General features: G+C 66.3%; 21 protein-coding genes and 1 tRNA gene. 13 read left to right on the top strand and 9 right to left on the bottom strand.

The annotated features are described in order from the left end of the window. The first annotated feature begins 70 nt into the window (after nt 1-70). From EL272_RS15095 to EL272_RS15080, 4 genes are all read left to right on the top strand, one after another. Nucleotides 71-673: a TetR family transcriptional regulator gene (locus EL272_RS15095; protein WP_014848077.1), complete on the top strand. Its 603-nt coding sequence runs from the start codon at nt 71-73 to the stop codon at nt 671-673. Then, entirely contained in the window at nt 670-1,371 is a 702-nt protein-coding gene (locus EL272_RS15090) for an AzlC family ABC transporter permease (protein WP_014848076.1), read from the top strand. Before EL272_RS15095 ends, EL272_RS15090 begins: the two co-directional genes overlap by 4 nt. Next, nucleotides 1,371-1,679: an AzlD domain-containing protein gene (locus tag EL272_RS15085; protein ID WP_014848075.1), complete on the top strand. Its 309-nt coding sequence runs from the start codon at nt 1,371-1,373 to the stop codon at nt 1,677-1,679. The genes EL272_RS15090 and EL272_RS15085 overlap by 1 nt, the downstream gene beginning before the upstream one ends. A gap of 117 nt (nt 1,680-1,796) precedes the next feature. Next, nucleotides 1,797-2,426 (top strand): NYN domain-containing protein, encoded by a 630-nt coding sequence (locus tag EL272_RS15080; protein WP_014848074.1) that lies wholly within the window; start codon nt 1,797-1,799, stop codon nt 2,424-2,426. Nucleotides 2,427-2,498: 72 nt separating this feature from the next. Here EL272_RS15080 and EL272_RS15075 read toward each other — a convergent pair whose 3' ends face one another. From EL272_RS15075 to EL272_RS15060, 4 genes are all read right to left on the bottom strand, one after another. Beyond that, entirely contained in the window at nt 2,499-4,616 is a 2,118-nt protein-coding gene (locus tag EL272_RS15075; protein WP_014848073.1) for a prolyl oligopeptidase family serine peptidase, read from the bottom strand. 56 nt (nt 4,617-4,672) lie between these two features. Further along, complete coding sequence (locus EL272_RS15070; protein ID WP_014848072.1) at nt 4,673-5,590, bottom strand: enoyl-CoA hydratase/isomerase family protein; 918 nt, start codon at nt 5,588-5,590, stop codon at nt 4,673-4,675. Between the two features lie 66 nt (nt 5,591-5,656). Then, nucleotides 5,657-6,628, bottom strand: coding sequence for a sugar-binding transcriptional regulator (locus EL272_RS15065; RefSeq protein WP_014848071.1), 972 nt, complete (start codon nt 6,626-6,628; stop codon nt 5,657-5,659). Nucleotides 6,629-6,737: 109 nt separating this feature from the next. Beyond that, a complete protein-coding gene (locus tag EL272_RS15060; protein WP_041696900.1) occupies nt 6,738-7,310 on the bottom strand; it encodes a manganese efflux pump MntP in 573 nt (190 codons plus the stop codon). Nucleotides 7,311-7,588: 278 nt separating this feature from the next. Here EL272_RS15060 and EL272_RS15055 point away from each other — a divergent pair, with 278 nt between their 5' ends. Next, the gene (locus EL272_RS15055; RefSeq protein WP_073970096.1) at nt 7,589-8,269 is read left to right on the top strand and encodes a metal-dependent transcriptional regulator; all 681 of its coding nucleotides are present in this window, start codon (nt 7,589-7,591) and stop codon (nt 8,267-8,269) included. A gap of 5 nt (nt 8,270-8,274) precedes the next feature. On the opposite strand, the gene EL272_RS15050 is transcribed toward EL272_RS15055, so the two are convergent. The 3 genes from EL272_RS15050 to EL272_RS15040 form a co-directional block, all read right to left on the bottom strand. After that, nucleotides 8,275-9,489 carry a hypothetical protein gene (locus EL272_RS15050; RefSeq protein WP_159424564.1) on the bottom strand — a complete coding sequence of 405 codons (1,215 nt, stop codon included), beginning with the start codon at nt 9,487-9,489 and terminating at the stop codon, nt 8,275-8,277. Between the two features lie 335 nt (nt 9,490-9,824). Continuing rightward, nucleotides 9,825-9,901, bottom strand: a tRNA-Pro gene (locus EL272_RS15045). 77 nt (nt 9,902-9,978) lie between these two features. Continuing rightward, nucleotides 9,979-11,259 carry a thymidine phosphorylase gene (locus EL272_RS15040; protein WP_061788074.1) on the bottom strand — a complete coding sequence of 427 codons (1,281 nt, stop codon included), beginning with the start codon at nt 11,257-11,259 and terminating at the stop codon, nt 9,979-9,981. Nucleotides 11,260-11,361: 102 nt separating this feature from the next. On the opposite strand from EL272_RS15040, the gene EL272_RS15035 reads away from it, so the two are divergent. From EL272_RS15035 to EL272_RS15020, 4 genes are all read left to right on the top strand, one after another. Then, complete coding sequence (locus tag EL272_RS15035) at nt 11,362-12,537, top strand: MFS transporter (RefSeq protein ID WP_073970097.1); 1,176 nt, start codon at nt 11,362-11,364, stop codon at nt 12,535-12,537. A gap of 45 nt (nt 12,538-12,582) precedes the next feature. Next, nucleotides 12,583-13,395, top strand: coding sequence for a TIGR04255 family protein (locus EL272_RS15030; protein ID WP_073970091.1), 813 nt, complete (start codon nt 12,583-12,585; stop codon nt 13,393-13,395). 110 nt (nt 13,396-13,505) lie between these two features. Next, nucleotides 13,506-13,904, top strand: coding sequence for a helix-turn-helix domain-containing protein (locus EL272_RS15025; protein WP_159424565.1), 399 nt, complete (start codon nt 13,506-13,508; stop codon nt 13,902-13,904). Continuing rightward, nucleotides 13,901-14,800 (top strand): hypothetical protein, encoded by a 900-nt coding sequence (locus EL272_RS15020; RefSeq protein ID WP_061788078.1) that lies wholly within the window; start codon nt 13,901-13,903, stop codon nt 14,798-14,800. Before EL272_RS15025 ends, EL272_RS15020 begins: the two co-directional genes overlap by 4 nt. A 226-nt stretch (nt 14,801-15,026) precedes the next feature. Here EL272_RS15020 and EL272_RS15015 read toward each other — a convergent pair whose 3' ends face one another. Together EL272_RS15015 and EL272_RS15010 are read right to left on the bottom strand one after the other, a co-directional pair. Continuing rightward, nucleotides 15,027-16,058, bottom strand: coding sequence for a YdcF family protein (locus EL272_RS15015; protein ID WP_061788079.1), 1,032 nt, complete (start codon nt 16,056-16,058; stop codon nt 15,027-15,029). 152 nt (nt 16,059-16,210) lie between these two features. Next, entirely contained in the window at nt 16,211-17,008 is a 798-nt protein-coding gene (locus EL272_RS15010) for an alpha/beta fold hydrolase (RefSeq protein WP_061788080.1), read from the bottom strand. Between the two features lie 217 nt (nt 17,009-17,225). Here EL272_RS15010 and EL272_RS15005 point away from each other — a divergent pair, with 217 nt between their 5' ends. From EL272_RS15005 to EL272_RS14990, 4 genes are all read left to right on the top strand, one after another. Beyond that, complete coding sequence (locus EL272_RS15005; protein ID WP_061788081.1) at nt 17,226-17,723, top strand: Dps family protein; 498 nt, start codon at nt 17,226-17,228, stop codon at nt 17,721-17,723. A 182-nt stretch (nt 17,724-17,905) separates the two neighbouring features. After that, on the top strand, nt 17,906-18,925 hold the full coding sequence (locus tag EL272_RS15000) for an iron-siderophore ABC transporter substrate-binding protein (protein WP_061788082.1): 1,020 nt from the start codon (nt 17,906-17,908) through the stop codon (nt 18,923-18,925). Further along, nucleotides 18,922-19,965 carry a FecCD family ABC transporter permease gene (locus tag EL272_RS14995; RefSeq protein WP_110644271.1) on the top strand — a complete coding sequence of 348 codons (1,044 nt, stop codon included), beginning with the start codon at nt 18,922-18,924 and terminating at the stop codon, nt 19,963-19,965. Before EL272_RS15000 ends, EL272_RS14995 begins: the two co-directional genes overlap by 4 nt. Then, nucleotides 19,962-21,002, top strand: a complete 1,041-nt coding sequence (locus EL272_RS14990; protein ID WP_061788083.1) for a FecCD family ABC transporter permease — start codon at nt 19,962-19,964, stop codon at nt 21,000-21,002. Before EL272_RS14995 ends, EL272_RS14990 begins: the two co-directional genes overlap by 4 nt.

The raw sequence follows: 21,002 nt of genomic DNA, 5'->3' as shown, positions 1-21,002 counted from the left end.
GTGGGCGGGTCTGGTGCGGTTTCGCGACCAAGATCTAGTATTGGTCGCCAAGGAGTCAGGAAGGAATCGAGTGCCGAAGATCGCAGCCCCCACCGTTGCCCAACACCGTGCGATGGTTCAGCGTCGGCTGATCGACGCCGCTGAGGAGATCATGCGTTCCGGCGAGCCCGAGAAGCTGACCGCCGGCGCCGTGACCGCAGCCGCCGGAATTGCCCGCAACAGTATTTATCGTTATGTCGATTCCGTGGATGACCTGCGTGGTCTGGTCCTGGCGCGTCACCTGCCCGCCTGGATCGACGCGGTCGCCGCCGAGCTGGAGGCCGTCGAGGCGCCGACCGAGCGCATCGTCGTGTGGGTCCGCGCGAACCTGCAGCAGGCGGCCCGCACCGGGCACGGCTGGCTGATGGGGTTGAGTCGCTCCATCACGCCGTCGCCCGCCACCGCGAAGGTGATGGACGACTCCCACGCCGTCATGCGCGACTCGATCGCCCAGGCGTGGGCGGCCCTCGTCCAGGACCCGATGCAGCTGCGGGTAGCTGCCGGGCTGACCCGTGGCCTGCTGGAGGCGGGATTCCGGCAGCTCGACTCGGGCATGCCCGTCGACGTGGTGGTCGACCTCGGTGAGAAGGCGGCACGTGGTCTCGTTGCAGGGATCACGGGCGGGAATTCTTGACCGCGGAAACCTCCGCCACGTGGCGGATGGCGCTTTCCGTCAGCGTCGCTACGGGGGCCTACGGGGTGTCCTTCGGGGCATTGGCCGTCGCCGCGGGGCTCGATGTCTGGCAGGCGATGGTGTTGAGCCTGCTGATGTACACGGGTGGGTCGCAATTCGCCTTCGTCGGGGCATTGGCGGGCGGTGGGCTGCCCGCCACCGGGGCGGCCATGCTCGTCGGATTGCGCAACGCCGTCTACGTGATGCAGGTGAATTCATGGTTCCATCCCCTCTGGGCGCAGCGGATCCTGATGGCGCACTTCACCACCGACGAGTCGACCGCGGTGGCCGCGGCCCAGCCGGACCAGCGGCTGCGGAGGCTGGGTTTCTGGGTCACCGGAGCCGGGGTGTTCGCGCTGTGGAATGCGATGACCCTGGTCGGGGCGCTGCTGGGCAACCTGCTGGGCGACCCGAAGGCCTGGGGGCTCGACGGCGCCGCCCTGGCTGCCTTCTGTGGGCTGCTGTGGCCCCGCCTGGTGGCGCGTGATGCGGTGGCCACGGCGATCGCCGCGGCCGCGGTGACGGTGGTGTTGGTGCCGGTGTTTCCCGCCGGGTTGCCGATCCTGGCGGCCGTCGTGGTTGGCGGTGGTGCCACCTTGCTTCAGCGTCGGCGCACCGCCCGCCGGGATCAGTCCTCCAGGGATGAGGGGGCGCGTTGATGTGGGGCTGGGTGCTGGTCGCGTCGCTGGCGTGTTTCGCGACCAAACTGGCGGGCCTGCTGGTGCCGCGTCGTCTCCTCGACGATGAACGCACTGTGCTGACCATGGCCGGCATGACCGTCGGGGTGCTGGCCGGGCTGATCGGGATCTCCACCTTCACCACGGGCAGTGTCGTCACCGTCGACGCGCGGCTGGCGTCGCTGCTGGTTGCGGTGGTGGCCCTGCGGTTGCGTGCTCCGTTCCTGCTGGTCGTGGTACTGGGTGCGGTGGCAGCCGCTCTGGTGAGGGTCGCGGGAGTTGCGGGGTGAAACAAAAACGGCCCCGCATGGGGCCGTTGGCCCGGTAGCTCAAACGCACCGGGGGGGTACGGACACGATGGTAGTGCACTTGTAGGGTGCTGCACAACCAATCTCGCGGGAAACCTCATGGATCGCCTCATCGTCTATGTGGACGGATTCAATCTGTACCACGGGCTGCACGAAGCAGCGCAGTGCCGTTGGCTTTGGCTCGACCTCGTGGCACTTGCCGAAAAACTGCGACCCAGGAGCCAACTGGTTGCCGTTCGCTACTTCACCGCTCCGGTCTGTGGGCAGCGGGATGCTCTTGCCAGGCAGCAGACATACCACCAAGCCTTGGAAACGAAGTATCCCCAGCGGGTTCAGATCATCGAAGGCAGGTACCAGAAGAAACCTCGCCGATGCCGGTCCTGTGGGGCGAGATGGACGGACTACGAGGAAAAAGAAACCGACGTCAACATCGCGGTGCACCTGGTCCGGGACGTCGCATCCAATGCCATGGATTCTGCCCTCGTCGTGAGCGCGGATTCAGACCTGTCGCCAGCCATCCGTGTGGCCCAGTTGATGAAACCTGACCTGTTCATCACGGCTGCTTTCCCGCCGCGTCGCAAATCCAGCGAATTGAGACAACTCATGCCGAGATCCTTCGAAATTTACGAGAGCCGCATCCGTGCCTCGCTGCTCCCCGAGGTGGTGTCGGAGGGCAGGCGGAAGATCCGACGCCCCGCCAAGTGGGACCCCAACGGGCGGAAACGCTGAGAACATCGGTAGCCGCCGCCTTGGTGAGGGTCGCGGGCGTGGTGGGGTGGGTATCGGGTTTCGTGGTGCCGGTCAGCGGCCTATGGTGCGGTGGAGGAAGGTCCAGATCAGGGCGTTCATCCAGGCGCGTTGGGCGTTGTCGGCCGCCCCTCCGTGGCCGCCCTCCGTGTTCTCCCAGTAGCGGACGTCGGCGCCGATGGCCTCCAGGGCCGCCGTGAACTTGCGGGCGTGTCCCGGGTGGACACGATCGTCGCGGGTGGAGGTGGTCACCAGCGTCGCCGGATAGTCCGCCGATTCCTCCAGGAGGTGGTAGGGACTGAAGGTGCGGATGTAGTCCCAGTCGTCGGTGTCGGGATCTCCGTACTCGGCGATCCACGACGCCCCGGCCAGGAGTTTCGTGTAGCGGCGCATGTCGAGCAGCGGAACCTGGATCACCACCGCCCCGAACAGGCCCGAGTACTGGGTGAGCATGTTGCCCGTGAGCAGGCCGCCGTTCGACCCGCCCAGGCACGCCAGGCGCTCCCGGGTGGTCACGCCCCGGGCGACGAGATCCCGCGCGACCGCCGCGAAATCCTCGTAGGCGCGGTGCCGGCGCTCCTTCAGCGCGGCCTGGTGCCAGGCCGGGCCGTACTCGCCGCCGCCACGGATGTTCGCGACCACGTGGGTGCCGCCCCGTTCCAGCCACGCCTTGCCCGTCATCGGCCCGTACTGCGGCGACATCGACACCTCGAAACCGCCATACCCTCCCAGCAGGGTCGGGTTCTCCCCGGCCGGGGGCAGGTCGGTGCGACCGATCTGGAAGTACGGCACGCGTGTGCCGTCGTCGCTGATCGCGAAGTGCTGGCTCACCTCGAGGCCAGTGACATCGAAGTGCGACGGCTCCGCCTTCATCCTCACCAGCGGCGACGGATCCCCGCCCTCCAGCAGGGGCGCCAGGTCGCCCAGGTACAGCGTCGACGGCTGGAGGAAACCCGTGGCCGTGATCCACAGCTCGTCGCCCTCGACGTCGTCGACGGCCGACGCCCACACCGTGCCCGGCAGGTCGCGGTGGATGCGGCGCGACTGCCACTGCTCACCGTCGTGGTGGAACACCAGCAGGTAGGTGCGGACATCCTCCTGGGCGGTGATCACGATGAAGTTCCGGGTGACGAAGAAGTCCGCGATCGACGTCAACTCCGACGGGGCGAACAACACCCGCACACGCGGTCCCTTTCCCTCCCAGCCGGGCAGGAACGACTCCAGCCGCGCCACGGCGAGGGACCCCGCAGGCACCAGCACGTCGTCGACCTCCCAGTCGGTGCGGGGCGTGAGCAGCAGCAGATCGCGGTGGGGCGCGGCCGTGCAGTCGGAGGGGACGTCGATCAGACTCAGCGAGTCGTCGGGGTTCAACAGGAACAGGTCGTAGTCGTAGAAGCCGCGGACCCGGTAGACCCAGTCGCGCACGAAATCCGGCACGTGATCGCGACCCGCGCCGACCTGCATGTCCGTCGGTTCGCCCTGGTAGACGAGATCCGCCTCCGGCATCGGCATTCCCCGGTGCCAGCGACGCACCTGCAGCGGATACCCGGAGCTGCTGACGCTCTCGGGTCCAAAATCGGTGGCGACGAACACCGTGTCGGAGTCGATCCAGCTGAGGCTGCCCTTCGCGGCGGGCCGTTCGAACCCGCCCTCGGAGGCGGGCACGAACCGTTTGGTTACCAGATCGAACTCGCGGGTTACGTCCGCGTCGGAACCACCGTGGGACAGGGCGACCAGGGCGTGCCGCCACGGCTGGCCGTCCTCAGGGCGCAGCACGGTGGCGCCGTGCCACACCCAGTCCTCCTGCTCCGCCGCGTTGAGGGCGTCGACGTCGATCAACACCTCCCAGTCGGGCTCCTCGGTGCGGTAAGAGTCCATCGACGTGCGCCGCCACAGCCCCCGTGGATGCTCCGCGTCGGTCCAGAAGTTGTACAGCTGGTCGCCGCGGCGCACCACGTTCGGGATGCTCGCCGGGGAGTCGAGGATCGTTTTCAACTCCGCCGCCAGTGTCGTCGCCTCGCCGTCCGCGTCGAGTTCCTGCTCGGCGCGCGCGTTGTGCTCGCGCACCCATTCCAGCGCGTCATCGCCGGTCACGTCCTCGAGCCACAGCCACGGGTCGGTGGAGCCGTCGCGGGCGGGCAGGCCGGGATTTCGGGACTGGTCATCGCTCATGGGACACGAGCCTAGTCACGGAAGGTCCGCGGTGGTACTCCGCGAGGGTTTTTCCGTCAGTAGGAGAACACCTCGTCGACGGCCCGGGTGGGCACGTCCTCCAGGGTGGCGTAGCGCCAGGCGGGCTGGTTGTCCTTGTCGATTAGGAGCGCGCGCACGCCCTCGACGAAATCGACGGGAATCATGTGCTCCGCGAGTCGCAGGTCCTGATGCAGCACCCCGTTCAGGTCGAGGGTGGCGGCCCGTCGCAGTGCCCGCAGCGCGACGTGAACCGAGAACGGTGAGCGGGCCCGCAGCTCGCGGCCCGCCTGCTGGGCGGCCGGGTCGGGGTGTTCCTCGAGCCGGCGTGCGATCTCCACCGGGTCATCGCCGGTGTAGCACTCCTGGATCCAGACGGCCTCCGACAGCGGGGTGGGCAGGTCACCGTCGGCCGACTCGTCGGCCAGGTTGATGCGCAAGGCGTCGCCCCCGCCGACCGTGCCGGAGGTCAGCGCCATGTGGGTGCCCAGCGCTCCCGCTCGCGCCAGCCAGTACATGACACCAGCGTCCGGGAAGAAACCGATTTTCGTCTCCGGCATTGCCATCAGCGTCGACGAATCGACTATTCGCCGGTCGGCGTTGACCGTCAGACCCAGGCCGCCGCCCATGGTGATGCCGTTGAGGTGGGCGGTGATGTGTTTGGGGAACTGGGCGACGATCAGGTCGAGCAGGTACTCGACCTCCAGGAACCGCAGCCAGGGCCCCCTGTCGCTGACAGCCTGCGACAACTCCCGCACATCAGCGCCCGCGCTGAACCCGCGCGTTCCCTCGCCGCGGAGCACCACCTCCCGCACCGAGTCGTCGTGGGCCCACGAGGTGAGGAGTTCGCTTGCTGTCTGGAGCATCTCCAGGTTGAGGGAGTTTATGGCGTTGGGACGGTTGAGGGTGAGAGTCGCGACCCCGTCGTCCAGGGTGGTGACGAGCAGATCAGTCATGAGGACAGCCTATGAGGTTCACGAAGCGCATCCGAACCAGAAACGGGAATCAACTGTCCGGAGGATCTAGTCGAAGTGCAGCCCGGGGCGCATCTCGTGCAATACCGCGCGGGCGGTTTCCTCGTCGATCACCAGATCCGTCGCGACCCCGGCGCGCAGCGCACCCAGCACCGGCACCGCCTTGCCCGTCCCGCTGACCACGCAGATGCGACGGGGAATGGTTCGCAGCTCCGCCGGGGTCATGCCGGTGGCGCGGGAGTTGATGGGAAGGTCGCGCCAGGACCCGTCGGCCCGCAGCATCACGGTGCAGACGTCGCCCACCACACCCTCCGATTTCAGGCAGGCCAGTTCGGAGTCGTCTAGGTAGTTGGCGGAGTACACGTGCGACTGCAGGTCGGCGCCGAGCCCTCCCACCCCGAAGATCGCCTTCGTGCAGGAGGCCCGCACCTGGAGCATGTGGCGGGTGGAACGTTCCGCCCACATGGCGGTGCGGGTTCCTGGGTTGTCGAAGAAGGCCGGCAGCGCCAGGAACTGTTCCTCGCCGTGGAACGCGGCGGCGAAACGCTGCAGGATGGAACCCACGTAGGGCAGTCCCGTGGTGCGGTGGTTCGCGCCGCCGTTCAGGCTCACCACGGTCACCCCGCTCAGGTCGCGGGGTCGCAGGTGCTGGGCGACCGCGGAGACGGTGGTTCCCCACGCCACCCCGACGACGTCGTTGTCGGTGACGATCTCGTCGAGGAGCCGGGCGGCAACCTTCGCGACCTGTTCGAGCCGCAGCACGTAGCTGGAACCCGGGCGGACGTTGACCAGGTGTGCCTGGACGTGGAAGTTCTTGCGGAAGATCTCGGCCAGGCGGGTCATGGGGCGGTCGGGGTCAGTGATGGTGACGCGCACCAACCCCCGGTCCTTGGCTTCTTTCAGCAGCCGCGACACCGTCGAACGGGAAACCCCCATGTGGTGGGCGATCGCCTCCATGGTCTCGGACTGGATGTAGTACATGCGCGCAACCCGGAGCAACAACTCGGTGTCGCGTTCCATGGCGCTCCTTCGGGACGGGCCGATGCATGATGACGGCGCCAGCGTATCCCTTGATGAAGGTTTGACCAGATTTGGGAGGCCGGAACGCGTGACCCGGCCGTGGATTCGTCTACAGCAGACCGAGTCCCTCCAACAGGATGCGGGCCCCGATTATGATCAGCACCACGCCGCCCAGGAACTCGGCGGGCCTGCGGAACCTAACCCCGATCCGGTGCCCGATCCCAACCGCGGCGAACGAGGTCACCAGCGTTATCAGGCCGATGCAGAGGATCGCCAGGAGGATGGAGACCTCCAGCATCGCGAAGGACACCCCGACGGCCGCCGCGTCGATGCTGGTCGCGACCCCCAGGATCAGCAGGCGACGCAGGTCGAGCCTGCTTCCCTGGCCGTCGTCGTCTTCGTTCTCATCGGCCTGGAACGCCTCCCAGGCCATCTTGCCGCCGATGATCGCGAGCAGCGCGAAGGCGATCCAGTGGTCGAAGGGGTCGAGGAGGCTGGTGAAGTTGGCGGCCAGCAGCCATCCGAGCAGCGGCATCGCGGCCTGGAAACCCGCGAAGGTGAGGGCGACGACCAGGGCGTGCCGGTAGTTGAAGCGGCCCATTTTCACGCCGCTGGTGAGCGAGGCGGCGAAGGCGTCGGCGGACACACCGAATCCGACCAACCAGATGGACCAGAGAGACATCGTCAGACCTTCCAGGGTTCCTGTGAGAATTGAGTTGCGATGACCTCGTTTCCCGGGGAAATCCAGCTCGTGGAACCACTGTGAACCCGCCGGTCCTGGTGTGTCCACGGGTAACTGAAAGTGTGTCTGACCACACCTTTTGCGACACCCGCCGCCCTGTTGAGACGCGTCACGGTTTCGGGAAGAATCGTCGTCGAGGGCGGAAAACGTCCCGTGACGAACAGCCTGCCGGCCGCTGTGACAGCCTCCGGCGGGAGGACCACCTGGAAGAAGGAATGATGACGGCCACCGGCGCTGACGTGACCCGGGTCACGGAGGATTACCTCGCGCTGATCTGGAAGGCCTGCGAATGGCCTGACGACGGGCGCCGCCCGAACACCACCGACCTGGCCGCCGCCCTCGGTGTCACCCCCTCCACGGTCTCGGCCAGCCTGAAACGCCTGGCCAGGGAGGGAATGATCAAGTACCGCCCCTACGGCAACATCGAACTGACCGAGGAGGGGGAACGGATCGGGCGGGCGGTGGTGCGGCGTCACCGCATCATCGAAACCTACCTGGTCACGTCACTGGGCATGCCCTGGGACCAGGTCCACGACGAGGCAGACCGGCTTGAGCACGCCGCCTCCGAGGAGCTGGTCGACCGGATGGACGAGGTCCTCGGCCACCCGGACGCGGACCCGCACGGCGACCCGATCCCGAGGAGCAGCAACACCAACCACCCGGAGGTGGTGCTGATCGCGCACACCACAGCGGGCGCCAAGGTGCGGGTGGTGCGGGTCTCGGACTCCAACCCGGAGATTCTCCGGTTCCTCGCGGAACGCGGCATAGCCATCGGGACGCGACTGGAGGTGCTGTCCGGGCTGTCCGGGATGGGGCTGATGACCATCGGCCACGAGGGAACCGAGATCGAGCTCAGCGCGCCGATAGCCGAGGCGATCCACGTCGCGCCCGCGAACTGAGGTTTCTACCGCAGCAGGTCGTCGTGGTGGCCGACGTGGACCAGTTCGATGGTGCCGTCCGGGTACTGCCACCAGGTCAACCGTGCAGCTCCGGGCGCCCCGCGTTTCACGTATGTCCGCCACGGAACGGCGCCCTCGGGAATGGCCTTCTGGATCACCGACTTGCCCGGAATGATGAATTGGTGGGTTTTTCTCCGGTCCCAGGCGTGGCCGGATAGAATGTCGACCACGACCTGAATGATCTTCGCCCTGCCGCGCAAAAGCTCCGCTTCCATGGAGTCTAGGAATCCCTCGCCGATTATGTAGGAGTTCAGCGATTCCCCGCGTTCCTCCTCTGGATTTCCGGTCAGCCATTCGTATTCCACTTCCCAGCGGAATTGTTTTTCCGGATCGCTGTAGACCCGGGGATATCCGCGACGTTCCTCCTGATCGGTCATTCTGCGGCGCAGGTGATCCAGCTCCTCCTCCGCCGCGTCGGCGCGGGAACGTTCCCTGGCCAAGGATTCGTGATCGCTGTCGAGGAGCAGCATGAGGTCGTCGATTATGGAGCTGCGAAGCTTGTTGGCAATCCGTTCCGTCTGGGTGTCCAGCAGGTTTTTCAGCTCGGTTGCGCTGAGTCCCGCGACGGCTGGCGCGGAGGGTGTGGGGGCGACCGGGGCGGGTGTGGGCGGCGCGCTGGCCGGGTGGTGGGGTCCCGGCTTGGGGGCCGGTCCCGGTTTCGGGGCGCGCGAACTCGGTGGTCCCGGTTTCGGGGCCTTCGAGGCCCGGGCGGGGGAAGGGGGCGTGACGTCGAGGGAGGATCTGAACCGGTTGAGGGCGGCCATTTGGTCCTCGGACAGGGCCTGCTGGGGGGTGCTGGTCCCGACCTGGCGCGGGCCACCGATTCCTTGGTGGGACTTGACGTAATCCGCTATTTCAAGGCAGGCACTGTCGGCGTCGTCTCCCGGATAGACCCGGAATAACCGGTGCCGTCGCCAATGGTCGGTCCTGGCCGCCCCCGCGAGAATCACACGGATACCGCCACCATAAACCTGGAATTGTGGATCCACGGTGTCCGATAGTCGTTCGGAAGCAGTCATGGAATCAAGGACGGCCAATTCAGTTCCGGGAGCTAGGTGCTGGGCCAGTAGCTTGGAATCGATCCGGGGCCGATTCGTGTCGCTGGCGGGCGACACCACCACCAGTGCGCTGTCGCGCGTCGAATCAAAAATCCTGCTCACCAGAATTCCAACATCGCTGACTCCGACCCGCCACTCGGAAACCACAATTCTTCTCCCTTGACACAACTCGTGTCGGTCGACAACTAATCGCTGCCGCCACCCCGAGGCGAAGTAGTCGCCAGCGATCCGGCTGCAACCCATTGTTGCAGAAGCCGCAACGGGACCAAATGCGACGGGCCGGTGGGGTGTTCATTGCCCATGATTCGTGCACAATTAGAAGTTTTGGCCGTGGAGCAAGTGACAGGGGGCAGCGTGGATGCGCCGTTTCCCTCCTGACCTCGGTCATGCCGAACCGTGTCGCGTGGCGTGCAGCAGCTGAGTTGACGAAGGCCCTCTGGTCGGGGTGACAGGATTTGAACCTGCGGCCTCGTCGTCCCGAACGACGCGCGCTACCAAGCTGCGCCACACCCCGGCGGCTCGTCCGAGCCAGCGGCAAGACTATACCAGCGCAGGCGCGCGGGTGAAATCGTCGCCCGGGCCGCGGTTTCCTCAGGCGCCGGCCTCGATCCTTCCCATGATTACCGGGTCGGGGGTGACCGGGCTCCCGGAGCAGGTGACGGCGCCGTCGAGGGCCTCCAGGGCACGTTCGAAGCGCTCCGGTGTGGCGGTGTGGAGGGTGAACAGCGGGGCTCCCCGGGTGATGTGGTCGCCGGGTTTGGCGTGCATCTCGACGCCCGCGACCGCCTGCACGTCGTCCTCCTTGCGGGCCCGGCCCGCGCCCAGCCGCCAGGCAGCCACCCCGACCGCCATCGCGTCCAGGCGTGCGACGTACCCGTCGCTTTCCGCGGCAACCACGTGGGTGTGTTCCGCCACCGGTAGGGGCGCATCGGGGTCGCCGCCCTGCGCCGCGACCATGCGCCGCCACACGTCCATCGCGCTGCCGTCCTGCAGCGCCGGGGCCGGGTCGACATCCGGTTTGCCGGCGGCGGCCAGCATCTCGCGGGCGAGTCGCACGGTCAGCTCCACAACGTCGCGCGGGCCACCGCCCGCCAGCACCTCCAGCGACTCGCGGACCTCGAGCGCGTTCCCTGCGGTCCGGCCGAGGGGGGTGTCCATGTTCGTCAGCAGTGCGACGGTGTTGACGCCCGCGTCCGTCCCCAGCGCCACCATGGTGCGGGCCAGCTCCTCCGCGCGGTCGCGGGTCTTCATGAACGCGCCCGAACCGACCTTCACGTCCAGCACCAGCGCCCCCGTGCCCTCCGCGATCTTCTTGCTCATGATCGACGAGGCGATCAGTGGGATGGCCTCGACGGTGCCGGTGGCGTCGCGCAGGGCGTAGAGCTTCTTGTCGGCCGGGGCCAGTCCGGAACCGGCGGCGCAGACCACCGCTCCGACGTCGGCCAGCTGCGCCAGCAACTCCTCGTTGCCCAGGGAGGCACGCCAGCCCGGGATGGATTCCATCTTGTCGAGGGTGCCGCCCGTGTGTCCCAGGCCGCGTCCCGACAGCTGCGGCACCGCCACGTCGAAGGCCGCCACCAGGGGCGCCAGGGGCAGGGTGATCTTGTCGCCGACCCCGCCCGTGGAGTGCTTGTCGGCGGTGGGTTTACCCAGCGACGAGAAGTCCATGCGCTGGCCGGAGGCGATCATCGCGGCGGTCCAGCGGGAGATCTCATCGCGGTCCATGCCGTTGAGCAGGATCGCCATCGCCAGCGCCGACATCTGCTCGTCGGCCACCACCCCGTCGGTGTAGGCCCGGATCACCCAGTCGATCTGGTCGTCGCTGAGCCTGCCGCCGTCGCGTTTGGTGGAGATGACCTCTATGGCGTCCATGCCGACGAGTCTAGGACTTGTTCGGTGAAAGGTTTCGTCGTGGGCGTGAAGGATTTGTACCGGGTACGCCAGAAAATCCTTCGCAATGACATAATCCTGAAGATGAGTGCTGACGCCCGGCGGGCCCGGTGGGGCGTCGTCATGCTGTTCTGGCTGAACGGGGTGGCGTGGTCGTCGATCCTGCCCAGATATCCCGAGATCAAGGAGTCCCTGAGGCTCGACGACCAGTGGTGGGGCATCGCGGTGGCGATCGGCCCCGTCGGCGGCCTGGTCGCGGGCCTGGTGACGGCCGCGTTGATCCGGCGGTACTCGTCGGCGTGGGTGTCGGTGGTCTCGCAGGTGGTGGGGATCGCCATGCTGAACCTCATCGGCAACGCCCCCGCGGCCTGGGTGTTCGCGGTGGGGGTGTTCCTGATGGCGAGCCTCGACGCGCTGACCGACATCTCGATGAACGCCCACGGGCTGCGCGTCCAGGAGCTCTACGGCCGCCCGATCCTCAACAGCTTCCACGGTTGGTGGTCGATCGGTGCGGTGTGCGGGGGGTTCATCGGGTCCGCCGCCCGGCAGGCGGGGATTCCCGTCTGGGCGCAGTGCGTCGCGGCGACGGTGGTCTTCGGTGGGATGTCGCTGGGTGCGAAGACCCTGCTACTGCCCGGCCTGGACCACGACCCGCAGGCCGAGAGAAGCCGGAAACAGCGACGGCGGCGTATCCCCACCGGTACCGTCGTGCGACTCGCGGCACTCGGACTGCTCGGCGCCTCGGCCGGTTTGATGGAGGACACCGGCTCCACCTGGGGTGCGATCTACCTGGACCGGCAGTTCGAGGTCATTCCGTTCGTGGCGGGCATGGCCTTCGTCGGGTTGCAGGGGGCGCAATTGATCGGCCGGTTCACCGGCGACGCCCTGGTGTCGCGGATCGGGCCGCGGTTCGCCGTCGTGCAGGGCGGCATCATCGCCTTTCTCGGTATGGGATTGTCGCTGATCTGGCCGTCGCCGACCACCGCGATTCTGGGTTTCGCCTGCGTCGGCTGGGGTGTCGCGACGGCGATCCCGTCGGCCATGCACGCCGCCGACGAGCTGCCCGACATGAACCACGGCGACGGGCTGATGATCGTCACCTGGATGATGCGGATCGGATTCTTCGCAGGTCCGCCGCTGATCGGTGCCCTGTCGGAGGCCACCGATCTGCGCCTGGCACTGTGGGTGGTCCCGGCCTTCGCGGTCGTGATCCTGGCACTGAGCCCATCGCTGGGCCGGAGCGTCGGTGGGAGGAGATGAGACCCTCTCGGTTTTCGGTCGGAGGTGTGAAGTAGAGTGTGAAGCATGAGGAGGGAGAGATTTCGTCCATTCACGGGAGATGCGGCGTCACGTGTGAACCTGGAGAAGAATGCGCTGGCCTTGGTGCTGTGCCAGGTGCGTTGGCCGGATCTTCGGAACCTTCGTGATCCGGAGCAGCTCGTTGCACTGGTCAGATCCTTGGATGAAGCCTTCGCGGACTATCCCGAGGTGCGGGAGGGGCGGGAGCTGGCTTTCAACATCACGCCGGTCGGTGTCGCACCCGTTCTGGGGGAGCAGACGCATGAGTGGCTCTCGGGGGATGGGGCCTGGATCGCAACGTTGTCAAAACACTCCTTTTCGCTGTCCTGCCTCCGCGGTTACACCCGCTTCGAAGAATTCACCGAGCGCCTGCAACCCCTTCTCGACAGCGTCCTCGCGGAGGTTCGCCCATCCAGGCTGGAACGTGTCGGTGTCCGCTATGTCAACAGGTTCTCGGATGACGACGTGCTGACGAACCCGGCGGCGATGTTTCGCGGTTTCGGGCAACCGCTCACGGCTGCGGATGATTCCGTGCGACTCCTCAACGCCACCCAGCAGTGCACGTACGGGATCGACGACCTGCTGCTCCAGGTGCGATCCGGCTATGTGCCCCCTGAACAGACGGTCGACCCGATGATCCCCCCGGTGGCAGGAGACAGTTGGGTCCTTGACCTGGATTCCTTCAAACAGGATGCCGCTGTCGCCGATCCCGGGACGGTTATGGCAGTGGTTCAGAAACTTGCGGACATCAACTACGACTATTTCAAGCATGCGGTCACCGACGCATTCCTCGAGTTGCACGGTGGAGGAGGAGCATGATGGCTTCCCAGATAACGGCTGTTGCCGTCCCCTTTCTGTTGCCCTTCGCATTTGCAGGCGGGGCGAGTGGAACGCAGGGGACATTCACATCCCTGCCCACCATGTCGGCGGTGGCAGATCGCGTGGTTGTCGCCGTTCCCGCAGGCGACCGGGGTCTGCCGCTCCGGGTCAGGAATCCGGAGAAACAGCGACCCCTGCCGGAACGTGTGTCGATGCTGCGTGATTCCTCCGGGCTGAGCGCGCAGCAGCTTGCTCGACTGTTCGGTGTGTCGCGGCGTTCCATCAATCACTGGCTCAGCGGGAAACCCATGGCCGACGAACACGCGACCCGGCTCGGCAGGCTTGAAACCGCTGTCGCTCAGCTCCCCGCAGGGACCGGCATCGAACGTCGCCGAGCATTGTTGGCGGGTGATGGGGGGCCGAGTCTCTATCAGAAGCTCTGCGCCGAGGTTCGTTCCCCGGATCCGCTCCAGGGTGTTGGCCTGACCGTGGATGAGCAGGTGCGGTGACATTCGTGGTTGGGTCGGATCCTGAAGGGCAGGAGATGATGCAGGGGGACTGGGTGCGGTTGGCCGCTCCCTTTCAGTTACCGGCATGTCCGGACGAGCCCGTTTCTGATGTCGTGATCATCAGTCAGACCTGCGACGTCGTCCAGAAAACGCGGAAATGCATACTGGTCGCCCCGATCGTACAGACATCTGAGAACAACTACCGGGAAGCCTCCAGAGGCAAACGCCCTTTGCTGCTGGCCTTTCCCGCTCAGGACGATGCCCCTGTTGTGCTGCTGGAACACGCAACGTCTGTTCCCAAGACCCTGTTGGCTGACGCACTCTTGGTGCGAAGAATGTCCTGTGAGCCAGCTTCTCGCGCCGCTCGGGACTTTGCACGAAGGGTTGGTGCTGCCTATTCACGGTTCCCCATGCCTGACGAAGCAATTCCTGCTCTCAGTAAGTTCACGGACCGGATCCGCAAGGAGGCCCCGAGGGACAGATCCGTCGGGCGGGTACTGAAACGGGTCAGGGAGATTCGCGTCGAGTCGCGGAACGGCTGGTCAGGTCCGACGTACGAGCTACGGCTGTTATTGATCGTGGATGCCGAATGGCTGGTTGCGGAGGACATGCTCGAAGGTCTCAGGGAGGACCATGTGGTTCAGGATGGCGGTGACGGTCCGGAGCTGAAACTCCGCGAGGCGTGTGATCGAGTCGAATCCGCTGGGGATGAGGTTTCCAGGGCCGAGGCGTGGTATCAAGTCGCGGACTGTTTGGAGGGCTTGGTTCGACCGGATGATGTCGTCACGAGATGCGAGGTCGAGGTGATCTCCGAGGACGATTTCTCATACGCACAGTACCGGGTAAGCGAGAGCCTCAATTTTGAGGCGATGTCGGGCACATCCGTGCTTCCCTAACATGAGTGGTGAGGCACCCAGCAGGATTTGACCGCGGCACTGAGGGAGTGCCGCCCACCAGTTGACGCCAAGTTCTGAGTGCATTCACACCGGGGTTCAATCCTCGATCGGGTGCCGCGTCCCGAATGAAATCTGACGGGAATGGAAACAAATCAAGACAGCGGCCCAATCCATGATCCAAGGTTTTTCGTCACTGTCCACAAAATCTGTAGCAGCCCGGTTTCTGTCAGGACAGCCAGATTAGTGTCACCAGCAATGTCAATGGCACCGTCACCAAGCCCAGGCCCAGCCCGTAGGCTTTGGGTGATCTCTGCACCACCGCCACGAACTCCCGCAACATGGCACTGGGCCAGTAGTACCACGCGGTACGCGCCCCCAATACCTGAATACCCGTGCCCAGGTCGTGGGCCAACAACGCGGCACGCATCGCATGATAGTTGCTGGTGACCGCAACTCCGGTTGCGCGTGGCCCCAGCCGCGGCTCGGCCCGAACCAGTTCCGTCGACATCTGGAAATTCTCCCGGGTGGTCGTGGAGTGGTCCTCCAACACCAAAGCCGCTTCCGGAACACCCTGCTCCAACGCATAATCAGCCATCGCCCGGGCTTCACTGACGGGTTCATCAGGACCCTGCCCGCCACTCATCACCAACAACGGACGCCGTCCAGCCTTGATCTCACCCCGCCACACCCCAAGAGCCCGGTCAATACGCCCGGCCAACAGCGGGGTGACCTTCCCGGAAGGAACCCCGGCACCCAGCACCATGATGAAATCCGGGTGGATTCTCCGGACGATACGCTGATAGAACCAGGAGTACCCGACGAAACAGAAAAACATCAACGCCACCCAACCGGTGGTGAGCATGATGAACGTCGGAACGGGAAAAGCCCGTCGCTCCCCGGTAAGAACCACAAAGATACAAACAACCATTGCCGCAACCAGCCCGACACCGGCGAGCAGGGACAACGAGTGGGCCAGGGAGAAACGTTCCCTGCGGAGCATGACCAAACCATTGAGGATGAGGAAACCCGCCAAACCAATGGCCAGCAGGGGCGACATGAGCACAAGGAAACCCAACCCCAACAGTGGGGCCGAGAAACCGAGGATCGCCAGTACCTGGATGCCGAGCAGCAAGGTGACGGCGATCCACCCGGCATTGGCCAGTCGCCGTGGTTCCTGGCGGATACGCCGCCATGTCACCCACCCCATGATGAGTAAGGTCACCAGCAGTATCAGTCCGATCAGGGTGCTCGAATTCACACCGGCACGATAGCCGCACCCTCAGGATGAACATGCCGCCGGAGTCGTGGTTCCGGGGACGTTCGGGGTGGGCTCAGGGACGCCGGTCAGCCCGTGGTCGCAAGACTCTCCCCGGTGCGACAACCCCGGATCCGCTGCCCGGAGCCACCTGTTCACCTGGCTTCGTGATCCCCCACAAGGGCCTGACCAAGTGGCTCGGAGGCCTCCTCGATGAATGGGTCGACCAGTCCGTGGTAGGTCTCCGGGGCGTCCCGCCGCACGCAGTGGCCGACACCGTCGATCAACACCAGGCGCACCAGCGGGTTGGTCACCTCGGAGGGGTCCGGGGCCATGTCACCGTGGCGGGGTGCCAGGTACAGCGCCGGTATCGTCAGCTGGTTGATTGCGCTGACGAGGTCGGCCTCGCCGAGATAGGTACCCTCGCGGATGAAGCGGCGGTCGACCTGCTCCTTGCACCTCGCCCACTCCTCGATCTCGGCATCACTCCATGAGGTCTCGCGCCGCATCCGTTCCCGCTCGGCCGCGCCACCATCGGCGACGAACGCGTCCAGGAACCGTTCCTGGTGCTCCACGAACCAAGGGGCTGGCCCCCAGTGCCCGGTGGGACGCGCAACGTCCTCCAGGACCAGTGCCCGAACCAGGTCGGACCGGGCCACGCCCACTCGCAGCGACATGAGCCCTCCCAGGCTGTGCGCCACGACGACCGGTGGCTCTGGAAGCGAGGAGATCACCCGCTCAAGGTCTTCCTGCAGGGTCTGCGGTGCCCGGGCCAGGGAGTGGTCGTCCCACCGTGGGGACATCCCGTGCCCCCGCAGGTCCACCGCGAGAACGTGATACCGGGAGGACCAGCGGGCCACCGCGTCGGGCCAGGCGGCGGCCGATTCCGTCAGGCCGTGGATCAGAAGCAGGGTTGGAGCCGTGGGATTCCCCCACTCGCGCAGTGCAAGCATCGTCACCTCGGTGACTGTAACACCGGGGTGTTCGGAAGCGTCGTGGTGAAGGGGCTGTGCCCAGGATTCTTGATGCTCGATCGGGGTGGCACAATCCTGTGGAACGGGCGGTTCCGTCGAGTGGGGTGGCTTCTGCGCGGAGGGTGTCCGACCTTGTCAGGCTGGCCTTCCTAACGTGTGGATGGGTTTCCTTGGGGATGGACATAATGTTGAAGGCATGAGTACCGAGACCGTGAACACCCCGCATGTGACCCTGTCCTTCACCGCATCCGCTGCGCTGCGCGACAGCTTCCAGCGCGTTCTGGTGAACCTCATCGCCCTCGAACTGGTCGGCAAGCAGGCCCACTGGAACATCGTCGGCCCGAACTTCCGCGACCTCCACCTGAACCTCGACGAGGTCGTGGGCATCGCCCGCACGGGTTCCGACGAGGTCGCCGAGCGGATGCGCGCCGTAAACGCCACCCCCGACGGTCGTCCCGCTACCGTCGCCGCCTCCGCCACCGTGCCCGTCGCCCCCGAGGGTGAGGTTCTCACCACCGACGCCGTCGCCTACATCGTCTCCGCGATCGAGGCAGTCGTCGCGACCCTGCGCGACGTGCACGACATCATCGACGGGGAGGACCCCTCCTCCTCCGGCATCATCGAGGACCTCACCGTCCAGCTCGAGCAGCAGGCGTGGTTCCTCTCCTCGGAGATCCGCAAGCCCGTCCGCTGAGCCCGGCCAGGCACTCCGCGGCCCCCGGCACGTCCGGGGGTCGCTTTCTATTTCCCGCGGCGTCGTCCTTTTTGTCCACGCACACCCGCACTCTGGCGCACAGCTTAGGTTTGCCTTACCATTACTGGGCCATTCCCGAGATGAACGGAGCCCACGTGCTTTCCAGAAGGACCTTCGTCGCTATGCTTGCCGCGACCGCAACCGTTGGCATCGCCGCCTGCTCCAGCAATTCGACGCCCCAGGGCACCCCCCCGGCCTCAGGAAACGGTGGTTCCTCCCCCGCCGCCGGAGACGCCTTCCCCATCACCATCAAGCACGCCCTCGGTGAAGCCGTCATCGAGAAGAAACCTGAACGCATCGCAACACTCGGGTGGGCCAACCACGAGGTTCCGCTGGCCCTCGGCGTGGTGCCCGTCGGCATGAGCAGGGCCAACTGGGGTGACGAGGACGGCGACGGCCTGCTGCCCTGGGTCAAGGAGAAACTCGACGCCCTGGGCGGCCAGACCCCCGTCCTGTTCGACGACACAGACGGCGTCCCCTTCGAGGCCGTCTCCAACACCAAACCCGACGTGATTCTCGCCTCCTATTCCGGCATCACCGCGGAGGACTACGCGACCCTCAGTCAGGTCGCGCCCGTCGTCGCCTACCCCGAGGCAGCGTGGATCACCACCATGGACCAGATGATCGAGCTGAACTCCCAGGCCATGGGCATGGCCGCCCAAGGCAAGGCGCTGATCGCGGACCTGGACAAGCGGGTCGCCGCGGCCATGGAGCAGCACGCCGGTCTCAAGGGCAAGAAGGTGCTGTTCTCCTTCCTCAACGCCAGTGATCTGTCCAAGGTCGGCTTCTACACCACCCACGACCCGCGGGCTGGGTTCCTCGTCAAGGCCGGGCTGGGAACCCCGGAGATCGTCGAGAAGGAATCCGCGGCTTCCAAGGCGTTCTGGAAGGACATGTCCTCGGAGAAACCGGAGCTGTTCAACGACGTCGACATCCTCCTGACCTACGGGCCCGCGGACCCGACACCGCTGAAGGAGGCCATCAAAGCCGACGCGCTGCTCTCCCGCATCCCTGCGATCGCCAAGGACCACGTGGTCTTCCTCGGGCAGGACGCCCTCTCGGCCTCCGCGAACCCGTCGCCGCTGTCCATTCCGTGGGGCATAGAGAAATACGTCGCGAAACTGGCCGAAGGTCTCGAGTGACCGCTGACGGGGTTCTGACCCGGCCGGATGTCGAAGTCATCAAACGCTCGGCCGGACGCCGTCTGCTGTGGCTGGCGGTCCTGGTAGTGGTCCTGCTGGTGATCGTGGTGGCCTCTGTGATCTTCGGGGTGCGGGCCGTGTCCCTGGACGATGCCTTGGCCGCGCTGTCCGGTGGAACCGCGACGGCCGAACAGGCCGCCGCGGCCGGTCGCCTGCCCCGCACGGTGCTGGGGCTGCTGGCCGGGATGTCCCTGGCAATCGCGGGTGGCGCCATGCAGGCCGTCACCCGTAACCCGCTGGCCGATCCCGGCATCTTCGGGGTGCTGTCGGGGGCCTCCCTCGCGGTGGTGATCGGTCTGGCCTTCCTCGACCTCTCCCACCCCTACGCGCAGCTGTTGATCGCGGTGCTCGGGGCCGGTGTGGCGGCTGGGTTCGTCTACGGCGTCGGGTCGCTGGGACGCGGCGGCGCGACCCCGCTGAAGCTGGCCCTGGCCGGTGCCGCGACATCCGCGGCGTGCTCGTCGCTGGTCTCGGCGATCCTGCTGCCCCGGGTGCGGGTGATGGACTCGTTCCGGTTCTGGCAGATCGGTGGGATCGGCGGCGCCACCTGGGACCGGGTGGGACTGGTGGCCCCGTTCCTGATGGCAGGCGCCCTGATCTGCCTGTTCTCGGCGCGCGGCATGAACTCCTTGGCGCTCGGCGACGACGTCGCCACCGGACTGGGTGAGAACGTGATGCGCACCCGGCTGGTCGCGTCCATCGGCGCGGTGATCCTGTGCGGGGTGACGACGGCGGTGTGCGGGCCGATCGCGTTCGTCGGGTTGATCGTGCCGCACCTCTGCCGGCTCCTCGTCGGCACCGACCACCGCTGGATGCTGCCCTTCGCGGGCCTGGCGGGTGCGTGTCTGCTGCTCGCCGCCGACACCCTGGGGCGGGTCGTCACCCCCAACTCCGAGATCGACGTCGGCATCATCACCCCGTTCCTCGGGGCCCCGTTCTTCATCTGGATAGTCCGACGCCAGAAGGTGCGTGAACTATGAGCGCTGCTGCCATCCCCGACGTCAAGGCTCTGCGCGTCGCGCGCTCCCGCCGCATCCGGGCCCAGGCCCTGGTAGTCCTCGTGCTGGCGTTCTTGGTAGTGGGTTTGTGGGCCGCGTCGCTGATGTTCGGTGAAAGCTTCTACGGACCCTCCGAGGTGTGGAGGGTCATCGCGGGTGAGCGGGTGCCGGGTGCCAGTTTCACCGTCGGTACGCTGCGGCTGCCGCGCGCTACCCTCGCCGTGCTGGCCGGACTGGCCTTCGGGTCTGCTGGCGTGACCTTCCAGACCCTGCTGCGCAACCAGCTGGCCTCCCCTGATGTCATCGGCATCTCCGCGGGGGCCAGTGCCGCCGGGGTGATCGGCATCGTGATCCTGGGGTTGAACGAGACCACCGTCTCCCTGCTCGCTCTTGCCGCCGCGATCGGTACCGCCGTGGCAATCTACGCCCTCAGCTACAAGGGCGGTTTCGCGGGAACCCGGCTGATCCTGATCGGCATCGGTGTTTCGTCGATGCTGGGGGCGGTGGTCACCTACACTCTCGCGCAGGCATCCGCGTGGGACCTGCAGGTCGCGACCCGCTGGCTGACCGGATCGCTCAACAGCGCGGGGTGGCCGAGGGTGGCGCCGCTCGCCGCCACCTGCGCGGTGATCCTGCCGTCGATGTGGGTGAACTCCAGCAAGCTGGCAACGATGCGTTTCGGCGACGACACCGCCTCCGGGTTGGGCGTGAAGGTGTTCTCCGTGCGGGTCTGGACCATCGTCGCGGCCGTCACCCTCGTGGCCGTCGCGACCGCCTCCTGCGGGCCGATCGCGTTCGTCGCGTTCATGTCCGGGCCGATAGCGGCGCGGATCAGCCGCTCCGCCTCCTCCCTGGTGCTGCCCGCCTCCCTGGTCGGCGCGATCCTGGTGCTGGCCTCCGACCTGATCGGTCAGTTCGCCTTCGGCGCCCGCTATCCCGTCGGCATCATCACTGGTGCTCTCGGCGCCCCGTTCCTCGTCTACCTCCTCATCCGCTCCAACCGGCAGCGCCGGAACTGA

Source organism: Arachnia propionica (genome assembly GCF_900637725.1).
GTDB classification, from domain to species: Bacteria; Actinomycetota; Actinomycetes; order Propionibacteriales; family Propionibacteriaceae; genus Arachnia; species Arachnia propionica.
Note: the sequence above shows the minus strand (reverse complement) of the source record. Positions and strands in the feature narration are given on the sequence as shown.

What these genes read in the sequence shown, in the direction of transcription:
- EL272_RS15005 (WP_061788081.1), top strand. Translation starts at nt 17,226, where the DNA reads ATGAGTACCGAGACCGTGAACACCCCGCATGTGACCCTGTCCTTCACC.
- EL272_RS15060 (WP_041696900.1), bottom strand. Translation starts at nt 7,310, where the DNA reads ATGTCTCTCTGGTCCATCTGGTTGGTCGGATTCGGTGTGTCCGCCGAC.
- EL272_RS15085 (WP_014848075.1), top strand. Translation starts at nt 1,371, where the DNA reads ATGTGGGGCTGGGTGCTGGTCGCGTCGCTGGCGTGTTTCGCGACCAAA.
- EL272_RS14990 (WP_061788083.1), top strand. Translation starts at nt 19,962, where the DNA reads ATGAGCGCTGCTGCCATCCCCGACGTCAAGGCTCTGCGCGTCGCGCGC.
- EL272_RS15055 (WP_073970096.1), top strand. Translation starts at nt 7,589, where the DNA reads ATGACGGCCACCGGCGCTGACGTGACCCGGGTCACGGAGGATTACCTC.
- EL272_RS15065 (WP_014848071.1), bottom strand. Translation starts at nt 6,628, where the DNA reads ATGGAACGCGACACCGAGTTGTTGCTCCGGGTTGCGCGCATGTACTAC.
- EL272_RS15040 (WP_061788074.1), bottom strand. Translation starts at nt 11,259, where the DNA reads ATGGACGCCATAGAGGTCATCTCCACCAAACGCGACGGCGGCAGGCTC.
- EL272_RS15010 (WP_061788080.1), bottom strand. Translation starts at nt 17,008, where the DNA reads ATGCTTGCACTGCGCGAGTGGGGGAATCCCACGGCTCCAACCCTGCTT.
- EL272_RS15080 (WP_014848074.1), top strand. Translation starts at nt 1,797, where the DNA reads ATGGATCGCCTCATCGTCTATGTGGACGGATTCAATCTGTACCACGGG.
- EL272_RS15070 (WP_014848072.1), bottom strand. Translation starts at nt 5,590, where the DNA reads ATGACTGATCTGCTCGTCACCACCCTGGACGACGGGGTCGCGACTCTC.
- EL272_RS15035 (WP_073970097.1), top strand. Translation starts at nt 11,362, where the DNA reads ATGAGTGCTGACGCCCGGCGGGCCCGGTGGGGCGTCGTCATGCTGTTC.
- EL272_RS15075 (WP_014848073.1), bottom strand. Translation starts at nt 4,616, where the DNA reads ATGAGCGATGACCAGTCCCGAAATCCCGGCCTGCCCGCCCGCGACGGC.
- EL272_RS15030 (WP_073970091.1), top strand. Translation starts at nt 12,583, where the DNA reads ATGAGGAGGGAGAGATTTCGTCCATTCACGGGAGATGCGGCGTCACGT.
- EL272_RS15000 (WP_061788082.1), top strand. Translation starts at nt 17,906, where the DNA reads ATGCTTGCCGCGACCGCAACCGTTGGCATCGCCGCCTGCTCCAGCAAT.